This is a genomic window from Acidaminobacter sp. JC074 (assembly GCF_022496765.1).
In the GTDB taxonomy this organism is placed as follows: Bacteria; Bacillota; Clostridia; order Peptostreptococcales; family Acidaminobacteraceae; genus JABXKX01.
On the sequence record NZ_VANV01000022.1, the window covers coordinates 1 to 17731 of the forward strand.

At 35.9% G+C, this 17731-nt stretch carries 15 protein-coding genes and 2 riboswitches; of the genes, 10 read left to right on the forward strand and 5 right to left on the reverse strand.

The window, feature by feature from the left end:
• The first annotated feature begins 150 nt into the window (after positions 1-150).
• Positions 151-747: an NAD(P)H-dependent oxidoreductase gene (locus EZV73_RS21765; protein ID WP_240842551.1), complete on the forward strand. Its 597-nt coding sequence runs from the start codon at positions 151-153 to the stop codon at positions 745-747.
• 145 nt (positions 748-892) lie between these two features.
• Entirely contained in the window at positions 893-1843 is a 951-nt protein-coding gene (locus EZV73_RS21770; protein WP_240842552.1) for a D-glycerate dehydrogenase, read from the forward strand.
• 117 nt (positions 1844-1960) lie between these two features.
• Here the strand turns inward: EZV73_RS21770 and EZV73_RS21775 are convergent, their stop codons facing one another.
• Genes EZV73_RS21775 through EZV73_RS21790 form a run of 4 tightly spaced genes read right to left on the reverse strand, consistent with a single transcriptional unit; the run spans position 1961 to position 6168 of the window.
• Positions 1961-2590 (reverse strand): response regulator, encoded by a 630-nt coding sequence (locus EZV73_RS21775; RefSeq protein ID WP_240842553.1) that lies wholly within the window; start codon positions 2588-2590, stop codon positions 1961-1963.
• Between the two features lie 2 nt (positions 2591-2592).
• Entirely contained in the window at positions 2593-3963 is a 1371-nt protein-coding gene (locus tag EZV73_RS21780) for a sensor histidine kinase KdpD (RefSeq protein ID WP_240842554.1), read from the reverse strand.
• 8 nt (positions 3964-3971) lie between these two features.
• On the reverse strand, positions 3972-4550 hold the full coding sequence (locus EZV73_RS21785) for a DUF6305 family protein (protein ID WP_240842555.1): 579 nt from the start codon (positions 4548-4550) through the stop codon (positions 3972-3974).
• Positions 4543-6168: an ABC transporter substrate-binding protein gene (locus EZV73_RS21790; RefSeq protein ID WP_240842556.1), complete on the reverse strand. Its 1626-nt coding sequence runs from the start codon at positions 6166-6168 to the stop codon at positions 4543-4545. The genes EZV73_RS21785 and EZV73_RS21790 overlap by 8 nt, the downstream gene beginning before the upstream one ends.
• A 157-nt stretch (positions 6169-6325) precedes the next feature.
• Between EZV73_RS21790 and EZV73_RS21795 the strand changes: the two genes are divergently transcribed.
• The 5 genes from EZV73_RS21795 (at position 6326) to EZV73_RS21815 (ending at position 13683) form a co-directional block, all read left to right on the forward strand.
• Positions 6326-7888: an AbgT family transporter gene (locus EZV73_RS21795; protein WP_240842557.1), complete on the forward strand. Its 1563-nt coding sequence runs from the start codon at positions 6326-6328 to the stop codon at positions 7886-7888.
• 41 nt (positions 7889-7929) lie between these two features.
• Complete coding sequence (locus EZV73_RS21800) at positions 7930-9036, forward strand: M20/M25/M40 family metallo-hydrolase (RefSeq protein WP_240842558.1); 1107 nt, start codon at positions 7930-7932, stop codon at positions 9034-9036.
• Positions 9037-9194: 158 nt separating this feature from the next.
• Positions 9195-9280, forward strand: a riboswitch (cyclic di-GMP riboswitch).
• A gap of 166 nt (positions 9281-9446) precedes the next feature.
• Positions 9447-10580 (forward strand): hypothetical protein, encoded by a 1134-nt coding sequence (locus EZV73_RS21805; RefSeq protein WP_240842559.1) that lies wholly within the window; start codon positions 9447-9449, stop codon positions 10578-10580.
• Positions 10581-10673: 93 nt separating this feature from the next.
• Positions 10674-10759: riboswitch (ZMP/ZTP riboswitch) on the forward strand.
• Positions 10760-10808: 49 nt separating this feature from the next.
• Positions 10809-13037, forward strand: coding sequence for a formate C-acetyltransferase (gene pflB, locus EZV73_RS21810; protein ID WP_240842560.1), 2229 nt, complete (start codon positions 10809-10811; stop codon positions 13035-13037).
• Positions 13024-13683, forward strand: coding sequence for a radical SAM protein (locus tag EZV73_RS21815; protein ID WP_240842561.1), 660 nt, complete (start codon positions 13024-13026; stop codon positions 13681-13683). Before pflB ends, EZV73_RS21815 begins: the two co-directional genes overlap by 14 nt.
• A 35-nt stretch (positions 13684-13718) precedes the next feature.
• Here EZV73_RS21815 and EZV73_RS21820 read toward each other — a convergent pair whose 3' ends face one another.
• Entirely contained in the window at positions 13719-13931 is a 213-nt protein-coding gene (locus tag EZV73_RS21820) for a DUF6485 family protein (protein ID WP_240842562.1), read from the reverse strand.
• Positions 13932-14287: 356 nt separating this feature from the next.
• On the opposite strand from EZV73_RS21820, the gene EZV73_RS21825 reads away from it, so the two are divergent.
• The 3 genes from EZV73_RS21825 (at position 14288) to EZV73_RS21835 (ending at position 17718) form a co-directional block, all read left to right on the forward strand.
• The gene (locus EZV73_RS21825; RefSeq protein ID WP_240842563.1) at positions 14288-15907 is read left to right on the forward strand and encodes a putative manganese-dependent inorganic diphosphatase; all 1620 of its coding nucleotides are present in this window, start codon (positions 14288-14290) and stop codon (positions 15905-15907) included.
• A 272-nt stretch (positions 15908-16179) separates the two neighbouring features.
• Complete coding sequence (locus EZV73_RS21830) at positions 16180-16869, forward strand: SDR family NAD(P)-dependent oxidoreductase (RefSeq protein ID WP_240842564.1); 690 nt, start codon at positions 16180-16182, stop codon at positions 16867-16869.
• Between the two features lie 15 nt (positions 16870-16884).
• Complete coding sequence (locus EZV73_RS21835; protein WP_240842565.1) at positions 16885-17718, forward strand: nuclear transport factor 2 family protein; 834 nt, start codon at positions 16885-16887, stop codon at positions 17716-17718.
• Positions 17719-17731 lie beyond the last annotated feature (13 nt).

The following is a 17731-nucleotide window of genomic DNA, read 5'->3' on the forward strand; positions in this document are numbered from 1 at the left end:
GAAAAACATAGATATGTGATTATTGTCTCAAACAAGTAGTCTAGCTACAGGAGAAGAAACTAATTCACAGCACCTATGTTATATATACAGTAAATATAAAATAATGAAACAGTAGCTAAACTACTTAACTTCATTATACAAGGAGAAGTTATGAAAGTATTAGTTGTTCAAGCGCATCCAACAATGGAAAAATCAGTTGTTAATAAGGAAATGTTATCTTATTTAGAAGGCAAGGACGATGTGACAGTTAGAAGATTGTATGATTTATATCCTGACTGGCAGATTGATAAAGATCAAGAGCAAGCAGCTTGTGAAGCTGCAGATAGAATTGTTATTCAGTTTCCTTTTTACTGGTACAACATGCCTGCACTGATGAAAAAATGGTTTGATGAAGTATTTGAATACAATTGGGCCTTTGGACCAGAAGGTGATCGTTTAAAAAATAAGGAATTTCTAGCTGCTATTACTATTGGTGGACCAGATTGGTCTTATCAGGCGGGGGAGTACAACACTTTTGCAGTATCAGAGTTTTTAAAGCCAATTCAGCAAACAGCAATCTTATCTCAAATGAAGTATAGAAAACCATTTAGGGTACACGATTCAGTCAGAGTTGGCTTAACAAATGATTCTGATGAATTATCAAGTATTGCAAAAGCCTACTACGACCATATAACGGACCCATTACTTGATCCTGAGAAAAAACTGGAAGCTTTAAATAAGGAAGTTGCTGATCAAGGAAGAGAATAATGCTCCTAGAAAGATGAGTTTCTCATTACTGTGTGAAAAGGTGCTTTAATGCAGTACAATCATACTGATGATATATTCTTAAAGAGTGGTATTGTGGTAAAATAATATAAATGGTATGTAGAGGATTTTATTTTTAGGAGAGCATATGAAAAAAGTATTGGTAACCGATTTAATTCCAGAAAGTTCTATTAACTTATTACAAGAACATTTTGATGTAACTGTAAATAAAAAAGGTAGAAACTTAACAAAAGATGAAATGATGGTAGAGTTTAAAAAGTATGATGGGATACTGACTATGTTTACAGATACTGTTGACCAAGATATTATAGAAACTTTAGACCATACAGAAATCATTGCCAACTATGCAGTTGGTTATAATAACATTGATACAGAGTGTGCAAGATCAAAAGGGATAATCGTAACCAATACACCGGGAGTTTTGTCTGATACGACGGCTGAAACTGCTTGGGCATTATTGTTTGCTGTCTCAAGAAGAGTTGTAGAAGCAGATCATCTATTGAGAAATGGTGGTTGGGGGAGATTTTCTTATGACTTTTTATCGGGACAAGATATTTATAAAAAAACTATAGGAATAATTGGAGCGGGGAGAATCGGTCAAAAAATGGCAGAAAAGACTGTGGGTTTTCATATGCCCATTCTTTATCATAATCGTAATAGAAATTTTGAGTTTGAAGAGAAGTTCAATGCTAAATATGTGGATTTAGAGACCTTGCTAAAAGAATCTGATATTGTATCCCTTCACATGCCTTTGACAAATGAAACGCATCATCTTTTAGACTATGAGAAACTCTGTTTAATGAAAGAGCATGCAACTCTAATCAATACAGCTAGAGGTCCGGTTATTGATGAGAAAGCTCTGATAAAAGTTCTTGAAGAAAAACGAATTTTTGGAGCGGGACTTGATGTTTTTGAACATGAGCCTATGGTTCCTGAGGCTCTTATAAAAATGAAAAATGTCGTTCTTTTACCGCATATAGGATCTTCTTCCATTGAAACCAGAAGCGCAATGGGCGATTTAGCAGCTAATAATATTATTGCAGTCTTAAGTGGGAAGGCCCCTCTAACGCAAGTTTAGAATAAAATTTGACTTCTTAGTGTGGAGGAGTTTGGAAAGTATTGTTTTTCTTTAACTGAACTCATTAATTGGATAATGAAATGAACGAAGACCGATTGTCAATCGGTCTTTAAATGTTTATAGGATCTGATACCTGTTTTTAGGTCGACCTACCGTACCGTATTGGTGGATGGTTTCGGCCTTGTTGTTTTCAACTAGGTATTGAATGTATCTGTGTACTGTTTTATAGGACAGTTCAACGGCTATGGAAACATCGTGTATGGTAACAGGCGAATTTTCATTTCTCATAAATGTTTCAATTTTTTCTAGCGTGATTGCACTGATACCTTTTTCAATGTATTCCTGTTCCTGCTTGACTGTATTTTGCGATTGCATGTTCTGTAACTGCAAGTTGATTTTCATCCTGGCAATCAGGTCAGGGGCTTTAATTGGTTTTATGGCAAAGTCTGTAGCACCAGCATTTAAAAAGTTTTCAGCTGTTTCTTGATTTTCATCTACAGTCAGGACCAGTATAGCTGCTTGAGGTAGATCTTTGGTGATTTTCTTGACTGTTAATAAACCATCCCATCCAGGCATATGATAATCAATGATGATCAATTGTGGCTTTTCTTTTAAAGCGAGTTTGTAACCCGTTTCACCTTGATCAGCAGTAAAGACTGTATAACCGCAAAACTCACAAATTTCTTTAACAGTAAAAAGTATATCATGGTTATCATCAATCACGACGACTTTAATTTTATCTGACATGTTTACTCCTTTTCATCATTGCATATTTGTAGGCTTATGGTTACACGCGTCCCTTGATTTAAGTTACTTTCTATCTGTATACGGCCATCATGTTCTTCGATGATTTGTTTGGCAAAGGGAAGGCCGAGTCCTGTAGAGCCAACCCCAGAATAACCGATATCGAACAAGTGGTCAATATCTTTATCTTCAATGCCTTTACCATTATCCTCTAAGCATATTTGAAGCGTTTCATTATCTGAACGACATTTAAGCGAAACAAGTCTATCTGTTTGATTGGCGGTTGCAATTATAGCATTTTCAATAATGTTTATAATTGCCCTAGATAGACGAATCTGGTTGCCGCAAACTAGAATGTTGTCATTTTCAGTTTCGAATGAAAAATCAATGGCATCATTGTCAATGGGTACCTGAGCTCTAACATAGTTGATAAGCTCACCAATGCTGATTCTCTGTCTATGGCTTCCGTATAAGAAACCAGAGATGAGCTCGTTCATTTTTTCGACGGCATTTTCTATACGCTCTGTATAAGGTTCTAACTTGGTCATATCCTTAGACAACATAAGCATGGAGTTGAGGCCTCTTATGGTCACAAGTGGTGTTTTAAGGTCATGTGCCATGGCATTGACTTCCTTGTAAACACGGTTTTCCATGATTTTGGTTTGAGCATCTTTAAGCTCCTTTGCCTTTTGGATATTTTCTTCTAAAACAGTCATTACTGTGTTGTTGGCCCTAAAGCGCATAGATGTCATTACAGCACTTAGAAGAAGAGGCAGTGTAAAGGAAATACTGATCATATTTTGTATAAAGCCATTGTCTAAATATGCGCCTGCAATTTTTATACTGACAGGCAGTTCCGTTTGCCCTATATGAAAGGATGTCATCAAAGGCATTGTGTTTAACCACTGAAGAGCAATAAAAAGTTGAAGGGCGATAACGAGCTCTGCACTCATATTTTTTAAAGTCATCCTTGCATACTTTGTCAGTAAGATAATGAAAACCATAGTGACCAGGTCAAGCATAGGTTCAAAAGGCACACCTAGAGCCCATGACAATAGTCTGATAAGCATGTAAAGTCCTAAGATCATCAGACGCTGTGTCATAATAGTCTGATGAGAAAATGTAAACTTTACAGATAGTAGTGCTATGAAATAGGCTGTAGATGCAATCAGTGCATAGGAAAAATTAAGTGATGCACTGGCAACAAATAGCTTTGCACCGTCTCCTGTATGAATGGCTTCTCTGATCCAAACAACTACTGAAAACCAGTTGCCTCTTATAAGAGAAGGCAGTGCCAGATAAAAGAAGGTGATAAAGACCAGGATTAAGACTTCCAAAGGAAATTTTTTTATGTTTGATTTATAATAATTAATCATAAAATACCTCATCTAAAGAGTGACGAAAATGGACCCTTGATTTCTTGTATATCGTCAACGTAAATCAAAGGTACATCTTCTGTGATGATGTCATTTGACTGACCTGCTACTAGATTGTAGCTTGATGATGAGAAAACAAGTTCTATAAGCTGGTCTGTTTTTTTATTACTTCTCATCTTGCCACCAATATAAACACCTATTATCGGAAGGTCGTTGATTTGGGCTTCATCTATCAAATCTTTAACACGTTCATATTCCTTTTCATGGTCGATATTATGAAGTACTTCTCCAATATCACTATGAGCGACCACAATAACAAGGGAATTAACCCCATCTAAATCATCTGACTCAGCACTCGGTTTAAAGACGTTTTCTAAAAGTAAATCATTGGCAACATCCTTGATGATGTAAGTATCAGTAGATTGACCTGCTGATGTAATCAAGATTTTTTCAGACGCTATAGGCTGTGACAGGTATGTGGCTTGATTAGGTGTAGTCTTTTCCTCATCGTTTATGATCATAATAATACTTGTCGTTATTAGGATGCCTAAGATAAACCCGACAATGTTTTTTATATAATTATTCAAGGTCTACCTCCAAGTCTAAGTAATTTAATGCATCTCCACCACTTAAATAGGGTTCAAAGCCTATTAGGCCTTGAGTAACAGTAATTGGGGTTGTATGGGCCAGTGGTATGGCCGGCATATCTTCTTGGATGATTTCCTGCAGCTCTCGATAAAGGGCAGTCCTGAAGTCTTGATCTAGGACTTGTCTTGCCTGTACCAATAGCTTATCAACATTTGGATTTGAATAGTTAGAGTAGTTTGTTGACAATTCTGATCCGATGTTGTTAGACGAAAATAATGTGAACAGGAAATTGTCAGGATCAATAATGTCACCATTCCATCCTGTTAAAACCATATCATAGTCGCCTTCTGTTTTTAAACGGATTACTTCTTTCCAAGTCTCTATACGAACATCCGCTGTAATCCCCAGTGGCTCAAGGCTTTCTTTTATAAAGTTCCCCAGTTTTATAGGTGCGGGGAAGTAATTTCTAGGCGTATCCATGACTAATAAGTCCAGCTTAATCTCTTGACCTGCATAAGGCTCTAAAAGCATAAGTGCTTCTTCTATGTCATACTTTGGTGCCAACAATGATTCGTTATGGCCCCACAAAACAGGTGGCACAAAAGTGTTGGCATTTTTAGAAGTTTCATTAAAAGCCCTATCCATCATAAGACGGCGATCAAATGCATGGGCGATGGCTCTTCTGACATCTTTATTTTCTAAGTAATCATTGTTCATATTTAAAGCGAGATAACCGATGTTGAAAGAGGGTCTTGTGGCTATTCTCAAGCCGCTTGTTAAAAACTCTCTATCTATGGTTTCTAGATAATTGAGGTCTGCTATATGGAGCTGACCAGATTTTAACTTTTCCAATCGAACACTTGAATCTTCTATGGTTTCAAAGACAACACCATGGACATTGGCAACTTGTCCCCAGTAATTTTCATTTCTTCTTAAAGTAATGGTGTGATCTTCCCATTTACTGAAAATAAACGGACCGGTTCCAATTGGATGTGTATCAAGACTGTCGTTAAATGTCTTAATGGCATCAGGACTGGCTATACCAAAAGCTGGTTGAGTAAGCGCGCTTAAAAAAGGTGCAAAAGGTCTGTTTAAAACAATTTCAAGTTTATAATCAGACAGCACATTAACTTGATCTACAATACCAGGAAAACCATCAAAGTTAATAGCCCAGTAGTTAAAATTACCAGCATGATAGGGATTGTCTTTATCCATCCAACGTTCAAAATTAAATTTTATATCATGGGCATCTAAAGCAGAGCCATCATGAAATTCAACGTCATCTCTAATGTCAAAGGTCCACACCTGACCACTTTCATCTGCATCCCATTTTGTAGCCAGTGAAGGTAGTATGGTCCTGCCGTCACTAGAGTGTTTGACCAGAGTATCATAGATATTAACAGTAACTCTAAAAGATTCTTGGTCTGTTTCTGTTGCAGGGTCTAAACCCAGTGAATCGTGGGCGCGACCAATGTGTAAGATCTTTTGATCTTCACTGTTTGAATTAAAAATATCCTGTAGGAATTCAGCATTGTAATTTCTTGTTGGACCAATGATAGCCCATAGGAAAATTGTAACTATACATCCTAATAAAAAAGATTTAACATAAGACTTCATATATATACCTCATTCTGATAATAAAGTATATGAATGTTTCATTATTGTCAATAGTGAGAAATTTCTCAGAGAAATATGTCCGAAAAATATTAAATGAAATTTGAACACAGTATACTAGGTTTCGGAAGTTGCAATTATATTATTTTGAGGAGGATTTATGAGCGCAAATGCACAATTAAAGAAATCTGCTCCAAACAAAGGACCAGAAAAAAAGAATGGATTATTCAACAGGTTTCTAAATACAGTAGAGGCTGCGGGAAATCGTTTGCCACACCCTGTTACATTATTCATCATCTTTGCATTAGCAGTTATTGTTATTTCAGAAATCGCATCAAGAGCAGGTTTAACTGTTACATTCTATGATGCTAAATTTAAAACAGACAAAACAATTCAAGCTGTATCATTAATGACACCAGAAGGTCTTCGTTTTATGTTACATACAGCGACAAAGAACTTTACAAGCTTTGCACCATTAGGTACAGTATTAGTAGCTATGCTTGGTGTTGGTGTTGCTGAAGGTACAGGTCTTATAGGCGCGGCACTTAAAAAAGCTGTATTATCTACACCGTCTAGATTGATCACAGCAATGGTAGTTTTCGCAGGTGTTATGTCAAACGTAGCATCAGATGCTGGTTATGTTGTACTTGTACCACTTGGTGCTATTGTATTTATCAGCTTTAAGCGTCATCCACTTGCTGGTCTTGCAGCAGCATTTGCCGGTGTATCAGGTGGTTTCTCTGCTAACTTATTAGTAGGTACACTAGATCCATTATTATCGGGTATCACAAATGAAGCTTTAGCAGCTTCAGGTATGACTGAAACTATTTTACCAACTGCAAACTATTTCTTTATGTTTGTATCTACAATTTTAATCACAGTGCTTGGTACATGGGTAACTGAAAAGATTGTTGAGCCGAGACTTGGAGAATACAAGGGTGGTGCTCATGACGATGAGTCTATGACAGTTACTAAAGAAGAGAAAAAAGGTCTTGTAGCTGCTGGGTTATCATTACTGGTATTTGCGGCAGTTATGTTATTTTTAACAGTTCCAGAAAACGCTTTATTAAGAGTTGATGGTGAGTTAAATGACTTTACACACTATGGTTTAGTACCAACAATCATGTTGTTCTTCTTAATTCCTGGTCTTGCTTACGGTATGGCTTCAGGTACAGTTAGAAATGATAAAGATGTTGTTAAGTTTATGTCTAAGTCAATGTCAACAATGGGTGGTTATTTAGTATTATCATTCTTTGCTGCACAGTTTATCAAATACTTTGGTTATACAAACTTAGGTACAATCCTTGCTGTTTCAGGTGCTAGCTTCTTAGAGAGCATTGGTTTCGTAGGATTCCCATTAGTAGTTGCCTTTATCTTAGTAGCAGGTTTCATCAACTTATTTATTGGTTCAGCTTCAGCTAAGTGGGGTATCATGGCACCAGTATTCGTACCAATGATGGCTAAGTTAGGTTTCTCACCAGCCTTTACACAATTAGCATACAGAATTGGTGATTCTACTACAAATATTATTTCGCCACTTATGTCATACTTTGCAATCATCGTTGTATTTGCTCAAAAGTACGATGAAGATTCAGGTATCGGTACATTGATTTCTACAATGTTACCATACTCACTTGTATTCTTAATTGGTTGGACAATATTATTAGGTATCTGGTATGTAGCAGGTTTCCCAATTGGTCCAGATGCATTTATTGCAATGTAATTTTTAAAGGCATCTATGATGCCTTTTTTTAGGAGGTAATAATGGTTAATGAAAAAAGGATCGTCGATGCATTTATGGAATATGTGCAAATCGACAGCCCAACAAAATCAGAATTAGAGTTTTCAATATTTATTAAAAAGGAACTTGAAGCACTTGGCTTCGATGTAACAATTGATCAAGCAGGTGAAAAGTGTGGTTCCAATACAGGCAATGTGATTGCAAGAATAAAGGGGGATTTAGATAAGGAGTCTATCTTATTCTCTTGTCATATGGATACGGTATCACCGAGTATCGGTATCAAGCCAATTATTAAAGATGGCACAATCTACTCAGATGGTACAACTATTTTAGGTGGCGATAACAAGGCAGGTATTGCTGCTGTTGTAGAAGCGATGAAGGTCATCAAAGAAAATAAACTTGAACATGGACCAATTGAAATTGTATTCAGTATCTATGAAGAGGGTGGCTTACATGGTGCCAAGAATCTAGATTATGCAAAACTAGAGTCTAAAAAGGCTTTTGTATTGGACTCTGGTGGTGATCCGGGTCAAATCATCATTCAAGGACCTGCTCAGGACAAGATCAATGTGACCATAACAGGAAAGCCTGCCCATGCAGGTGTTGCGCCAGAGGAAGGCATCAGTGCGATTATGGTTGCTTCTGATGCGATTTCAAATATGAAACTTTTAAGAATCGATGAAGAGACAACTGCTAATATCGGAGCCATCGAAGGCGGTGGTGCGACCAATATCGTTACACCTGAAGTGGTTGTTAAAGCTGAAGCTAGATCGCTTTCTAACCATAAGTTAGACGCTCAAAGCAAACACATGGTTGAATGTTTTGAAGCTGCAGGAAAGAAGTTCGGTGCAAACATAAAAGCAGATGTTGAAAGAATGTATGGTGCATTTGAAATATCAGCAGATGATGAAATTGTTGCACTTGTAAAAAAGGCATGTGAAGAAATCGGTGTGAAACCATTTACGGATTCAACTGGTGGCGGTTCGGATACCAATGTACTAAATGCTAACGGTATTAAGGCTGTTAACTTAGGAATTGGTGAAAGAAAACCTCATACTTTAGAAGAACACCTTCATATCGTAGACCTTGTAAACTCAGCTAGATTAGTCCTTGCTATTATAAAAGCTTAAAGGACTTTCATAAATAATATCCTAAAGACAAAAATCAGCATTATGTAAGAAGGCGCCTATTTAAGATGGGTGTCTTTTTACTTAGATAGTGACGTGTTGCGAAATGTTACATTTTATGCTTGAATTTGTTTAAGAAATTAAGATTCAGGGTAAAAATATATGTGAAATAGCAAATCTATCGAAAGGTAGAGACGCAAAGTTTGATTCTAAAATACATGAGTATCATGATCGACAAACTGCCGTAAATGGGCAGTTTTTTTATGATACTAGACTATTATAGTGATATTCGTAGTTTTATGTTTTAGAATCCGTGGATTTATTTTGAAATATTAGGTTGAATGATTTCAGGAAGTAGGGCAGTTGATTATCCTTCAAGGATAAGCGTACATGTTATTGAAAGGAGGTAGGTTGTGAGAAAACGAATTTTTTTCAGATTAGTAATCCTCATATTAGTCATAACATTATCATTCATAGGATGTGGCAGTGAATCAAACTCAAATGAAATGGATGAGGTAGCTGTTGTAAATGAAACTGAAAATAAAGCCGTTGAAAACGAAAATATGGATGTGGCTGAAAATGAGGAGAAAGTTGTATTGGTAGAAGAAGAGGAGATGAAAGAAGAAGTGGTTTTAGAACCACTAGAAATTACTGAGCCTGATCAAGTGATTGAGTTTGTTGATAAGGGATTTGAAGACTTGGTGAGAATTCAATATCCAGACCTTGGAGCTGAGATCAAATGGGGAGATTTGGCTGATATCAAAGACCTGGTGTTTGATGAGTTGAGTATGACCGAGACTTTAGAAGATTTAAAGTGGTTTGTATTCTTAGAAAAAATCAGTGTAACCATTGGTGAAGACGAACAGGTAGAAGTTAAAGGTAACCTGTCTTCACTAAGTGACCTAAGGAACTTAGTTTACATCGACTTGTCTTCAACAATGGTTGAAGGAGACTTATCATCTTTATCGAATCTCATTAACTTAAATCACCTCGCCTTGTCAAAACGAACCATAACAGGTGATTTGATGTCACTTAACAAGTTGGTAGAGATGAGACATCTGTATCTAAATGATACTGCAGTCGAAGGAAACTTGTCTGCTCTTGTTGAGATGAACCAGCTTAGTTATGTAGATATCTACTGCTTGACCATATCAGGAGAAATGTCTTCCTTAAGTGAATTAACAAATCTAGAGACTATCAGATTTTTGAGTTTGGGTTTAAGAGGGAATATTTCAGAACTGAAAAAGTTGTCTAAACTTAAAGTCTTATCTATCAGCAACACCTTTGTCAAAGGGGACATAGAATCTTTATCTGGCTTAAGTGACTTAAGAGAAATCAGACTAGGTGGTGAATCTATTCAAGGTAATATAGCCTCACTTAGCACGCTTAGCAACTTGACCACGCTTTCATTAGGTCATGCAGCGGTTTATGGTGATATAGGTGATTTAAGTGGATTAACCAAGCTTGAAACGGTATATATTAAAGACTCTAAAATAAGAGGTGAGCTTGTCCTTCCAGATGGTCGAGTGATTAAGGGATTGGATTAGTATAAAATGTCATGACTGATGCAAAAAGCAAACATTTTTTATAAAGTTTCTATTTACGTTCGTATATTTATGCTATATACTAGTAAAAAATAACTGTCATCTCAAGACTGGCGGATCAGTGGAGTACCACAAGGGATTGAGATTAAATGACCATTTAGCCGACCGCCTGGGCACATAGCTCAGGATGCGTCGGCTTTTTTGTATCCTGCTATGACGAAGGAGGATAATATGAACAGTTACAGAAGCTTTAAAGGCACAAAATGGCAAGAGGCAATTGATGTAAGAAACTTTATACAAGAAAACTACACACCTTACTATGGAGACGAGTCATTTCTTGAAAGCCCAACTGAAAGAACAAAGAACTTGTTTGATCAAGTGACGTCTTTGATGAAAAAAGAGCTTGAAAAAGGGGGCGTACTAGATATTGATCTAGAAAGGGTATCTTCTCTTCTGACTTATGAACCCGGTTATATTGATGCAGACAAGGAGCTGATTCTTGGCCTTCAGACTGATAAGCCACTTAAGAGAGGTGTTAATCCTTTTGGCGGCATTCGAATGGCTAGACAGGCTTGTGAATCTTATGGTTATAAGTTGTCTGAAAAGGTTGAAGAGCATTTTGAGTACAAAACGACACATAATGATGGTGTTTTTAGAGTTTATTCTGATGAGACTAAAAAACTTCGTTCGGCTGGTATATTAACAGGTCTACCTGATGCCTATGGACGTGGTAGAATCATTGGCGATTACAGAAGAGTTGCCCTTTATGGGATTGATAAATTGATAGAAGAAAAAAGAAATGACAAAAGGAATTTATCAAAGTCTCCTATGACAGAAGAAACAATCCGCTTGATAGAAGAGGTTTACAAGCAAATAGACTTCTTAAAGAAGCTTATTCAAATGGCTGAAGCTTATGGTCACGATATCTCTATACCTGCAAAGAATGCCCATGAGGCTATACAATGGACTTACTATGGTTACTTGGCTGCTATCAAAGAACAAAACGGTGCAGCTATGTCTCTTGGTAGAGTGAGTACTTTCTTTGATATTTATATCCAAAGGGATATTGAAGAAGGTTTGATAACAGAATCACAAGCTCAGGAATACATGGATGATTTTGTTATTAAGTTAAGGATGGCCAGACAACTTAGAACACCAGAATATAATGAACTATTTGCAGGAGACCCTCTTTGGATTACTGAGAGTCTTGGAGGTATAGGTCTTGATGGAAGACCTTTGGTATCAAAAACGACCTATCGTTTTTTACACACCCTTACAAATTTAGGCCCTGCCCCAGAGCCCAACATGACGGTATTATGGTCCAAATCACTACCAGAAAGTTTCAAAGCTTATTGTTCTAAATTGTCTATTGAAACAGATGCTATTCAGTATGAAAATGATGATTTAATGAGATCGTCTTATGGGGATGATTATGGTATTGCATGTTGTGTATCTGCAATGGCTATCGGTAAGGAAATGCAGTTTTTTGGTGCGCGCTGTAACTTGGCAAAGACCCTTCTTCTGGCTTTAAACAATGGTAAAGATGAAGTATCAGGCAAGCAAGTTGCACCAGGTTTTTCTCATGATTTTTCTTATGGTTACTTAGATTATGATGCTGTCAAGCAGGCTTTTGATAAGATGCTTTCTTGGATTTGTAAAGAGTATGTAAACGCCATGAACATCATTCACTACATGCATGATAAGTATGCTTATGAAAAAACACAAATGGCACTTCATGATACTCATGTAAAAAGGAATATGGCTTTTGGAATAGCAGGGCTCAGTGTTGTATCAGACGCCTTGTCTGCTATCAAATACGCCAAAGTAAAACCTATCTATAGTGAAGATGGTATGATTGTTGACTATATCATTGAAGGCGATTTTCCTAAGTTCGGCAATGATGATGATAGAGTAGATTCTATTGCAAGTGAATTGACAGACCAGTTTATTAGTGAACTGAGAAAACATGAAACCTATAGAAAGGCCAAACAGACACTATCTATTTTAACCATCACATCTAATGTTGTGTATGGTAAGAAAACTGGCAATACACCTGATGGCAGAAAATCTGGACAAGCTTTTGCGCCAGGGGCAAACCCTATGCATAATAGAGAAGAAATGGGGGCTATAGCATCTCTTAACTCTGTTGCCAAACTACCTTATGAATCTTGTGAAGATGGGATATCTTGCACCTTCTCTATAGAGCCTAAGACTTTGGGTAGAGAAGAACTTGATAGAGTTGATAATCTTGTATCAGTTTTAGATGGTTATTTTTCTAAAAAAGCCCACCATGTAAACGTTAATGTCATAAGTAAAGAAAAACTAATAGAGGCTATAGAAAAGCCTGAGAAGTATCCAAACCTTACAATAAGAGTTTCAGGTTATGCTGTTAATTTTCATCGTCTAACACATGCCCAGAAACTAGAAGTTATAGGAAGGACCTATCATGAAAAAATATAATCAACTTGAAATATATCATATAGAATCTATGGGAACCTTAGATGGACCAGGTGTACGAACTGTATTTTTTCTCCAAGGTTGTCCGCTGAGATGTGACTATTGCCATAACCCTGATTCATGGTTGCAGGGGAAAGGTCAGTGGTGGACCTTTGATGATTTATTTGAAATGGTAAAAAAGAACCAACCTTATTTTGCTAGGACTGGGGGTGTAACCTTTTCAGGTGGAGAACCTCTGATGCAATCAGAAAACTTACTAGCCTTCATAAAGATGCTAAAAAAAGAGAACATTCATGTAACTATAGATACATCTGGTTACAAGCTTGACGAGATAACCATGAAAGTCTTAAGAAGTTGTGACTTGGTTATACTTGACATCAAGGCTTTTGATGATGAAAGCTACAAGGAAATCAGTAAGATGAGCTTGTTTAAACCTTTAAAGACCCTTGAGTTTTTAAGAGAAAACAAAATTAAACATTGGATCAGGCATGTGAAACTACCAAATAGACCCTTTAAACTGGAATTTTTAGAGTCCTTGGCGAATCATCCTATGTGTGAAAAGTATGAAGTCCTTAAATACCACAGTATGGGACAAGACAAGTGGCAGCCATGGCAAAATGTTTTTAAAAAGAACTATAGAGTAGGTTAATATAAAGGAGTAGGATCGTCCTGCTCCTTTATATATTAATCATTTACATGTTTATGATAGAAATCTACAAAACCTTTGTAGGTATAATCTCCAGATTCGTTAGTCTGATCTGAAATTTCATTATAGAAACATGAAGGGATTTCACCTAATTTTAGGCATTTCTGAATACACAAATCACATCCATTTGGCTGATTAGTAGGATGTAAGGGACATGCCTTATCTTTACAGGTACAAAAGTGCTTAGACATAATATTCTCCTTATTTTTATAGTCATGGGGAAAATTTAGTTATTACCCACATTATATCATATAGACTTAATAAGGTATTTCAAATTTTGTTTTATGAGTAGTTTAAAGGCTTGGAACTATGGAATGAGTAGCGATTTAAGATTCATATAAGGATTCAGTAACTGAGAAAAAAAGAATATTTGCTTTGGTATAGAACTTATGGTAAAAGTGCCCTATAATAGATGATACTAAGTTGATGCTTATTTTTGATAAAAAGTATCAAAAGAGTAAATAATACTGATACAGGTATAAATGATTTGTTATAATTTGAATATTATAATGATTTTGTTTTGTTTATATAAGTAAGGATGATATTAATGAACACACTAATTTTTGGACATAAAAATCCCGATTCGGATTCTATACTATCTTCTATAGCATTATCGTATATGAAGAATCAACTGGGTCAAAAAACAGAAGCATGTAGACTGGGGGAAATGAATGAGGAGACGAAATTCATTTTAGATTACTTTGGCCTTGAAGCCCCAAGACTTATTGATGATGTAAAGGTACAGGTTTCAGATCTTGACTATATTTGTCCCATGGCATTAAAGCCAACAAACTCTATTAAAAAAGCTTATGATTTGATGAAAAGAGAATCTCTAAGACAGGTTGCTATTGTTGACGACGATGGTAAGTTTTTAGGTATCGTTTCTATTAAAGACATTGCAATGTCATTTATAGAAGAAGATTTTTCTAAGATCAACACAAGAACAAGAAACCTTTTAAATGTACTAGGTGGCACTTTGATTGCAGGTGTAGAAGGTGAGATATCAGGTAAGATACCAAAGATACACTCATATTATAATCTTGCCAAGAAAGATGTTAAAGTCAATGAAACAGATATCCTCATACTACCAGATGACCATGAAATGATTTCATCTGTCTTAGAGATGAACCCAAGACTTCTTATTGTTTGTGGTCTGGATTCACTGCCTCAATCCATGTTAGACATGGTTGATGAGGAAAAAACAACAATTATAGGGTCATCAAAAGATATTTACGCTACATCAAGGCTGTTGACTCAGAGTAATTTCTTGTCTCATATCATGTTAACAAAAGGTATTTCTAAGTTCTCATTAAATGAGTATATTGAAGATGTTATAGAAATCATTCATGAAAAGCCTCATGTACAGTTCCCCATCGTTTCAGATGATAACAGCTATATTGGCTTTATCAGTAGAAGACATGTTATGCTTCCTAGAAGAAAGAAAGTCATCTTAGTTGATCACAATGAGTTTTCACAAAGTGCGCTTGGTATTGAAGAAGCAGAGATTACTGAAATTGTGGACCATCATAAAATCGGTTGTATTCAAACGCCTGTGCCTATTGAGTTTATCAACAAACCTGTTGGTTCAACGTGTACCATTGTGTATGCACTATTAAAGGAAAATAAAGTAGAGATATCAAGGTCTATAGCAGGCGCTATCTTATCTGGTATTTTATCAGATACATTGATGCTTAAATCGCCAACTTCTACAAATCTTGATAAAGAATATATAGAGGAGTTATCTGATTATCTAGGTATTGACTACAAAGAATATTCAATGGAAATGTTCAAGGTAGGGACCAGTATTCAAAACTTATCACTTGAGGAAATCTTTAGTAAGGATTACAAGGAGTTTAACATAGAATCTACCAAAGTAGGTATTTCACAAGTATTCACTTTAGATTTTGAAGAAATATCACAGAATGAAGAAGCTATTGTTAAACATATTGAAGGCATCAACCAATTGAACAAACATGATGTAACCATCATGCTTGTGACTGACATTGTAAGAAACGGATCATATATTTACTATGCCTCTACTTACAACTTGCTATTATCAAATGCCTTTGAATGTGATTGTAATCAAGGGACTTTTATACCAGAACTCTTATCTAGAAAGAAGCAGGTGCTTCCTAAGTTGATTCGCTCATTAGAGTTGATTAAATAGGAAATACTATTTATTCTATCGTTATTAAAAAGTGAATCAAGTTATTAAATAAACAAAAATGGTAGATGTGATTATTCAATCCTTCTACCGTTTTTTAGTTGTGTTTACCGATAGACCAATTATCTTCTCTTATGTCGCATTAATCTACATGTATTGAATGTTTCATTTTGATAAGCTTAAGACGACCCAAGTATTCTACAACAGAAAACTAAGGGCTTACAAATAAAGATTATATGATGCAGATGGTATCTGCTTTTGAAGGGAGTCTTGAGATGAATAAAGTAGTTCTAATTACAGGTGCAAACAGAGGTATTGGTTTAGCTGCTTCAGAATTGTTTTTAAACAAGGGATATGATGTTATTTTTACAGCGAGAGATGAGATTAAAGGTAAAAAAGCTATGAAATCATTAGGAGAGAGTGCAAGGCTTCATTTTCACAGGCTAGATATCTCAAGTGATGACAGTGTAAATAAGATTTTATCATATGTTGAAGATAGTTTTGGTAGATTAGATGTCCTAGTTAATAATGCAGCAATTAACTATGATACTTGGCAAAAAACGGTAAGTGCTGATATGAATCTAGTTCTAGACACCATTAATGTAAATGTTTTAGGTGCTTGGCGTCTTATTCAAGCTTTTACACCTATGATGAAAAAGAAGAGTTTCGGTAGAATTGTGAACATGTCATCGGGTTTAGGCGCATTTAAAGGAATGGGTTCAGGTACACCAGCTTATTCCATTTCAAAGGCTGCACTAAATGCATTAACTGTTAAGATGGGCAATGTATTTGGCGGAACGAATATAAAAGTAAATGCCTTATGTCCTGGATGGGTCAGAACAGATATGGGTGGTATGGGCGCGACTTTAAGTCCTGAAGAGGCAGCAGAAGAAATATATTGGTTGGCAAGTAATGATGAGTTACAAGGACAGTTTATTAGATATAGAAATGTGATTGACTACTAGGAGGTAGGTATAAAAATGATTGCAGTATTATTAAGTCTTTTATTATGTGTAGGTTGTTCCGAAGAAGTAAGCGTTGATACAAATGAAGAGGTCGTAGTAAGCAGTGCTGAAGAAAATGTTATCATAGAATCCAAAGAAGAGGTTATGTTGCCTGTCGTTCAGCAGTATTTTAAAGCTGTTGTAGATGAAGATTTAGATGCTTTTTTAAATGCTTTCAGTGAAGATGCTGTTGTTTCAGTAGTAAGTAGAGATTTAGACACAAAAGATAGAATCTCATCTTTTGCAACAAGAGAAGTATTTGGTGGATTATATGAAGTCTACAGGGCTGAAATGACAGATCGTGGTATAAGAATATTGTTACAGTTTACACCTAGAGGATGGGATAATCCCGAGCCTATGGCAGTCTATGATTTTGAAATTCAAGACAATAAGATCACTCATGCAAATCTTCAATATGCAAATGATGAAGATAAAGCATACTTTAAGGATTTAACTCTTAACGCAACTGATCTGATACCATATAGTTTTTCTCTTTATTTAGATGGTGTCGCAGATGATGATGAGAAGCTCCTTGTTTCTGGGTTTACAAACGACGGCTCTGTTAAAGATGTGGGAAGATTGATTGAAGGTAAAGAAGCCATTGAAGCTTGGGCAAGTCGTGAAGTTCTATCTTTGGAATATGATGTCTTAAAAATTATTTACACCGATAAAGGTGCAAGACTTTATAATCATGTAAATTTTGGTTCTGGATCAAATGGATTCTATGCTACATATGATTTAGAAATAGAAGATAATCTTATTAATTATGCAGATTTACTGTATTCATCAGATGAAGAAATGGAATATTAAGATACAGAGACTG

Bases quoted from the DNA above. Each gene is read 5' to 3' on its own strand.
- EZV73_RS21765 (WP_240842551.1), top strand. From the start codon at position 151: ATGAAAGTATTAGTTGTTCAAGCGCATCCAACAATGGAAAAATCAGTT.
- EZV73_RS21770 (WP_240842552.1), top strand. From the start codon at position 893: ATGAAAAAAGTATTGGTAACCGATTTAATTCCAGAAAGTTCTATTAAC.
- EZV73_RS21775 (WP_240842553.1), bottom strand. From the start codon at position 2,590: ATGTCAGATAAAATTAAAGTCGTCGTGATTGATGATAACCATGATATA.
- EZV73_RS21780 (WP_240842554.1), bottom strand. From the start codon at position 3,963: ATGATTAATTATTATAAATCAAACATAAAAAAATTTCCTTTGGAAGTC.
- EZV73_RS21790 (WP_240842556.1), bottom strand. From the start codon at position 6,168: ATGAAGTCTTATGTTAAATCTTTTTTATTAGGATGTATAGTTACAATT.
- EZV73_RS21795 (WP_240842557.1), top strand. From the start codon at position 6,326: ATGAGCGCAAATGCACAATTAAAGAAATCTGCTCCAAACAAAGGACCA.
- EZV73_RS21800 (WP_240842558.1), top strand. From the start codon at position 7,930: ATGGTTAATGAAAAAAGGATCGTCGATGCATTTATGGAATATGTGCAA.
- pflB (WP_240842560.1), top strand. From the start codon at position 10,809: ATGAACAGTTACAGAAGCTTTAAAGGCACAAAATGGCAAGAGGCAATT.
- EZV73_RS21815 (WP_240842561.1), top strand. From the start codon at position 13,024: ATGAAAAAATATAATCAACTTGAAATATATCATATAGAATCTATGGGA.
- EZV73_RS21820 (WP_240842562.1), bottom strand. From the start codon at position 13,931: ATGTCTAAGCACTTTTGTACCTGTAAAGATAAGGCATGTCCCTTACAT.
- EZV73_RS21825 (WP_240842563.1), top strand. From the start codon at position 14,288: ATGAACACACTAATTTTTGGACATAAAAATCCCGATTCGGATTCTATA.
- EZV73_RS21830 (WP_240842564.1), top strand. From the start codon at position 16,180: ATGAATAAAGTAGTTCTAATTACAGGTGCAAACAGAGGTATTGGTTTA.
- EZV73_RS21835 (WP_240842565.1), top strand. From the start codon at position 16,885: ATGATTGCAGTATTATTAAGTCTTTTATTATGTGTAGGTTGTTCCGAA.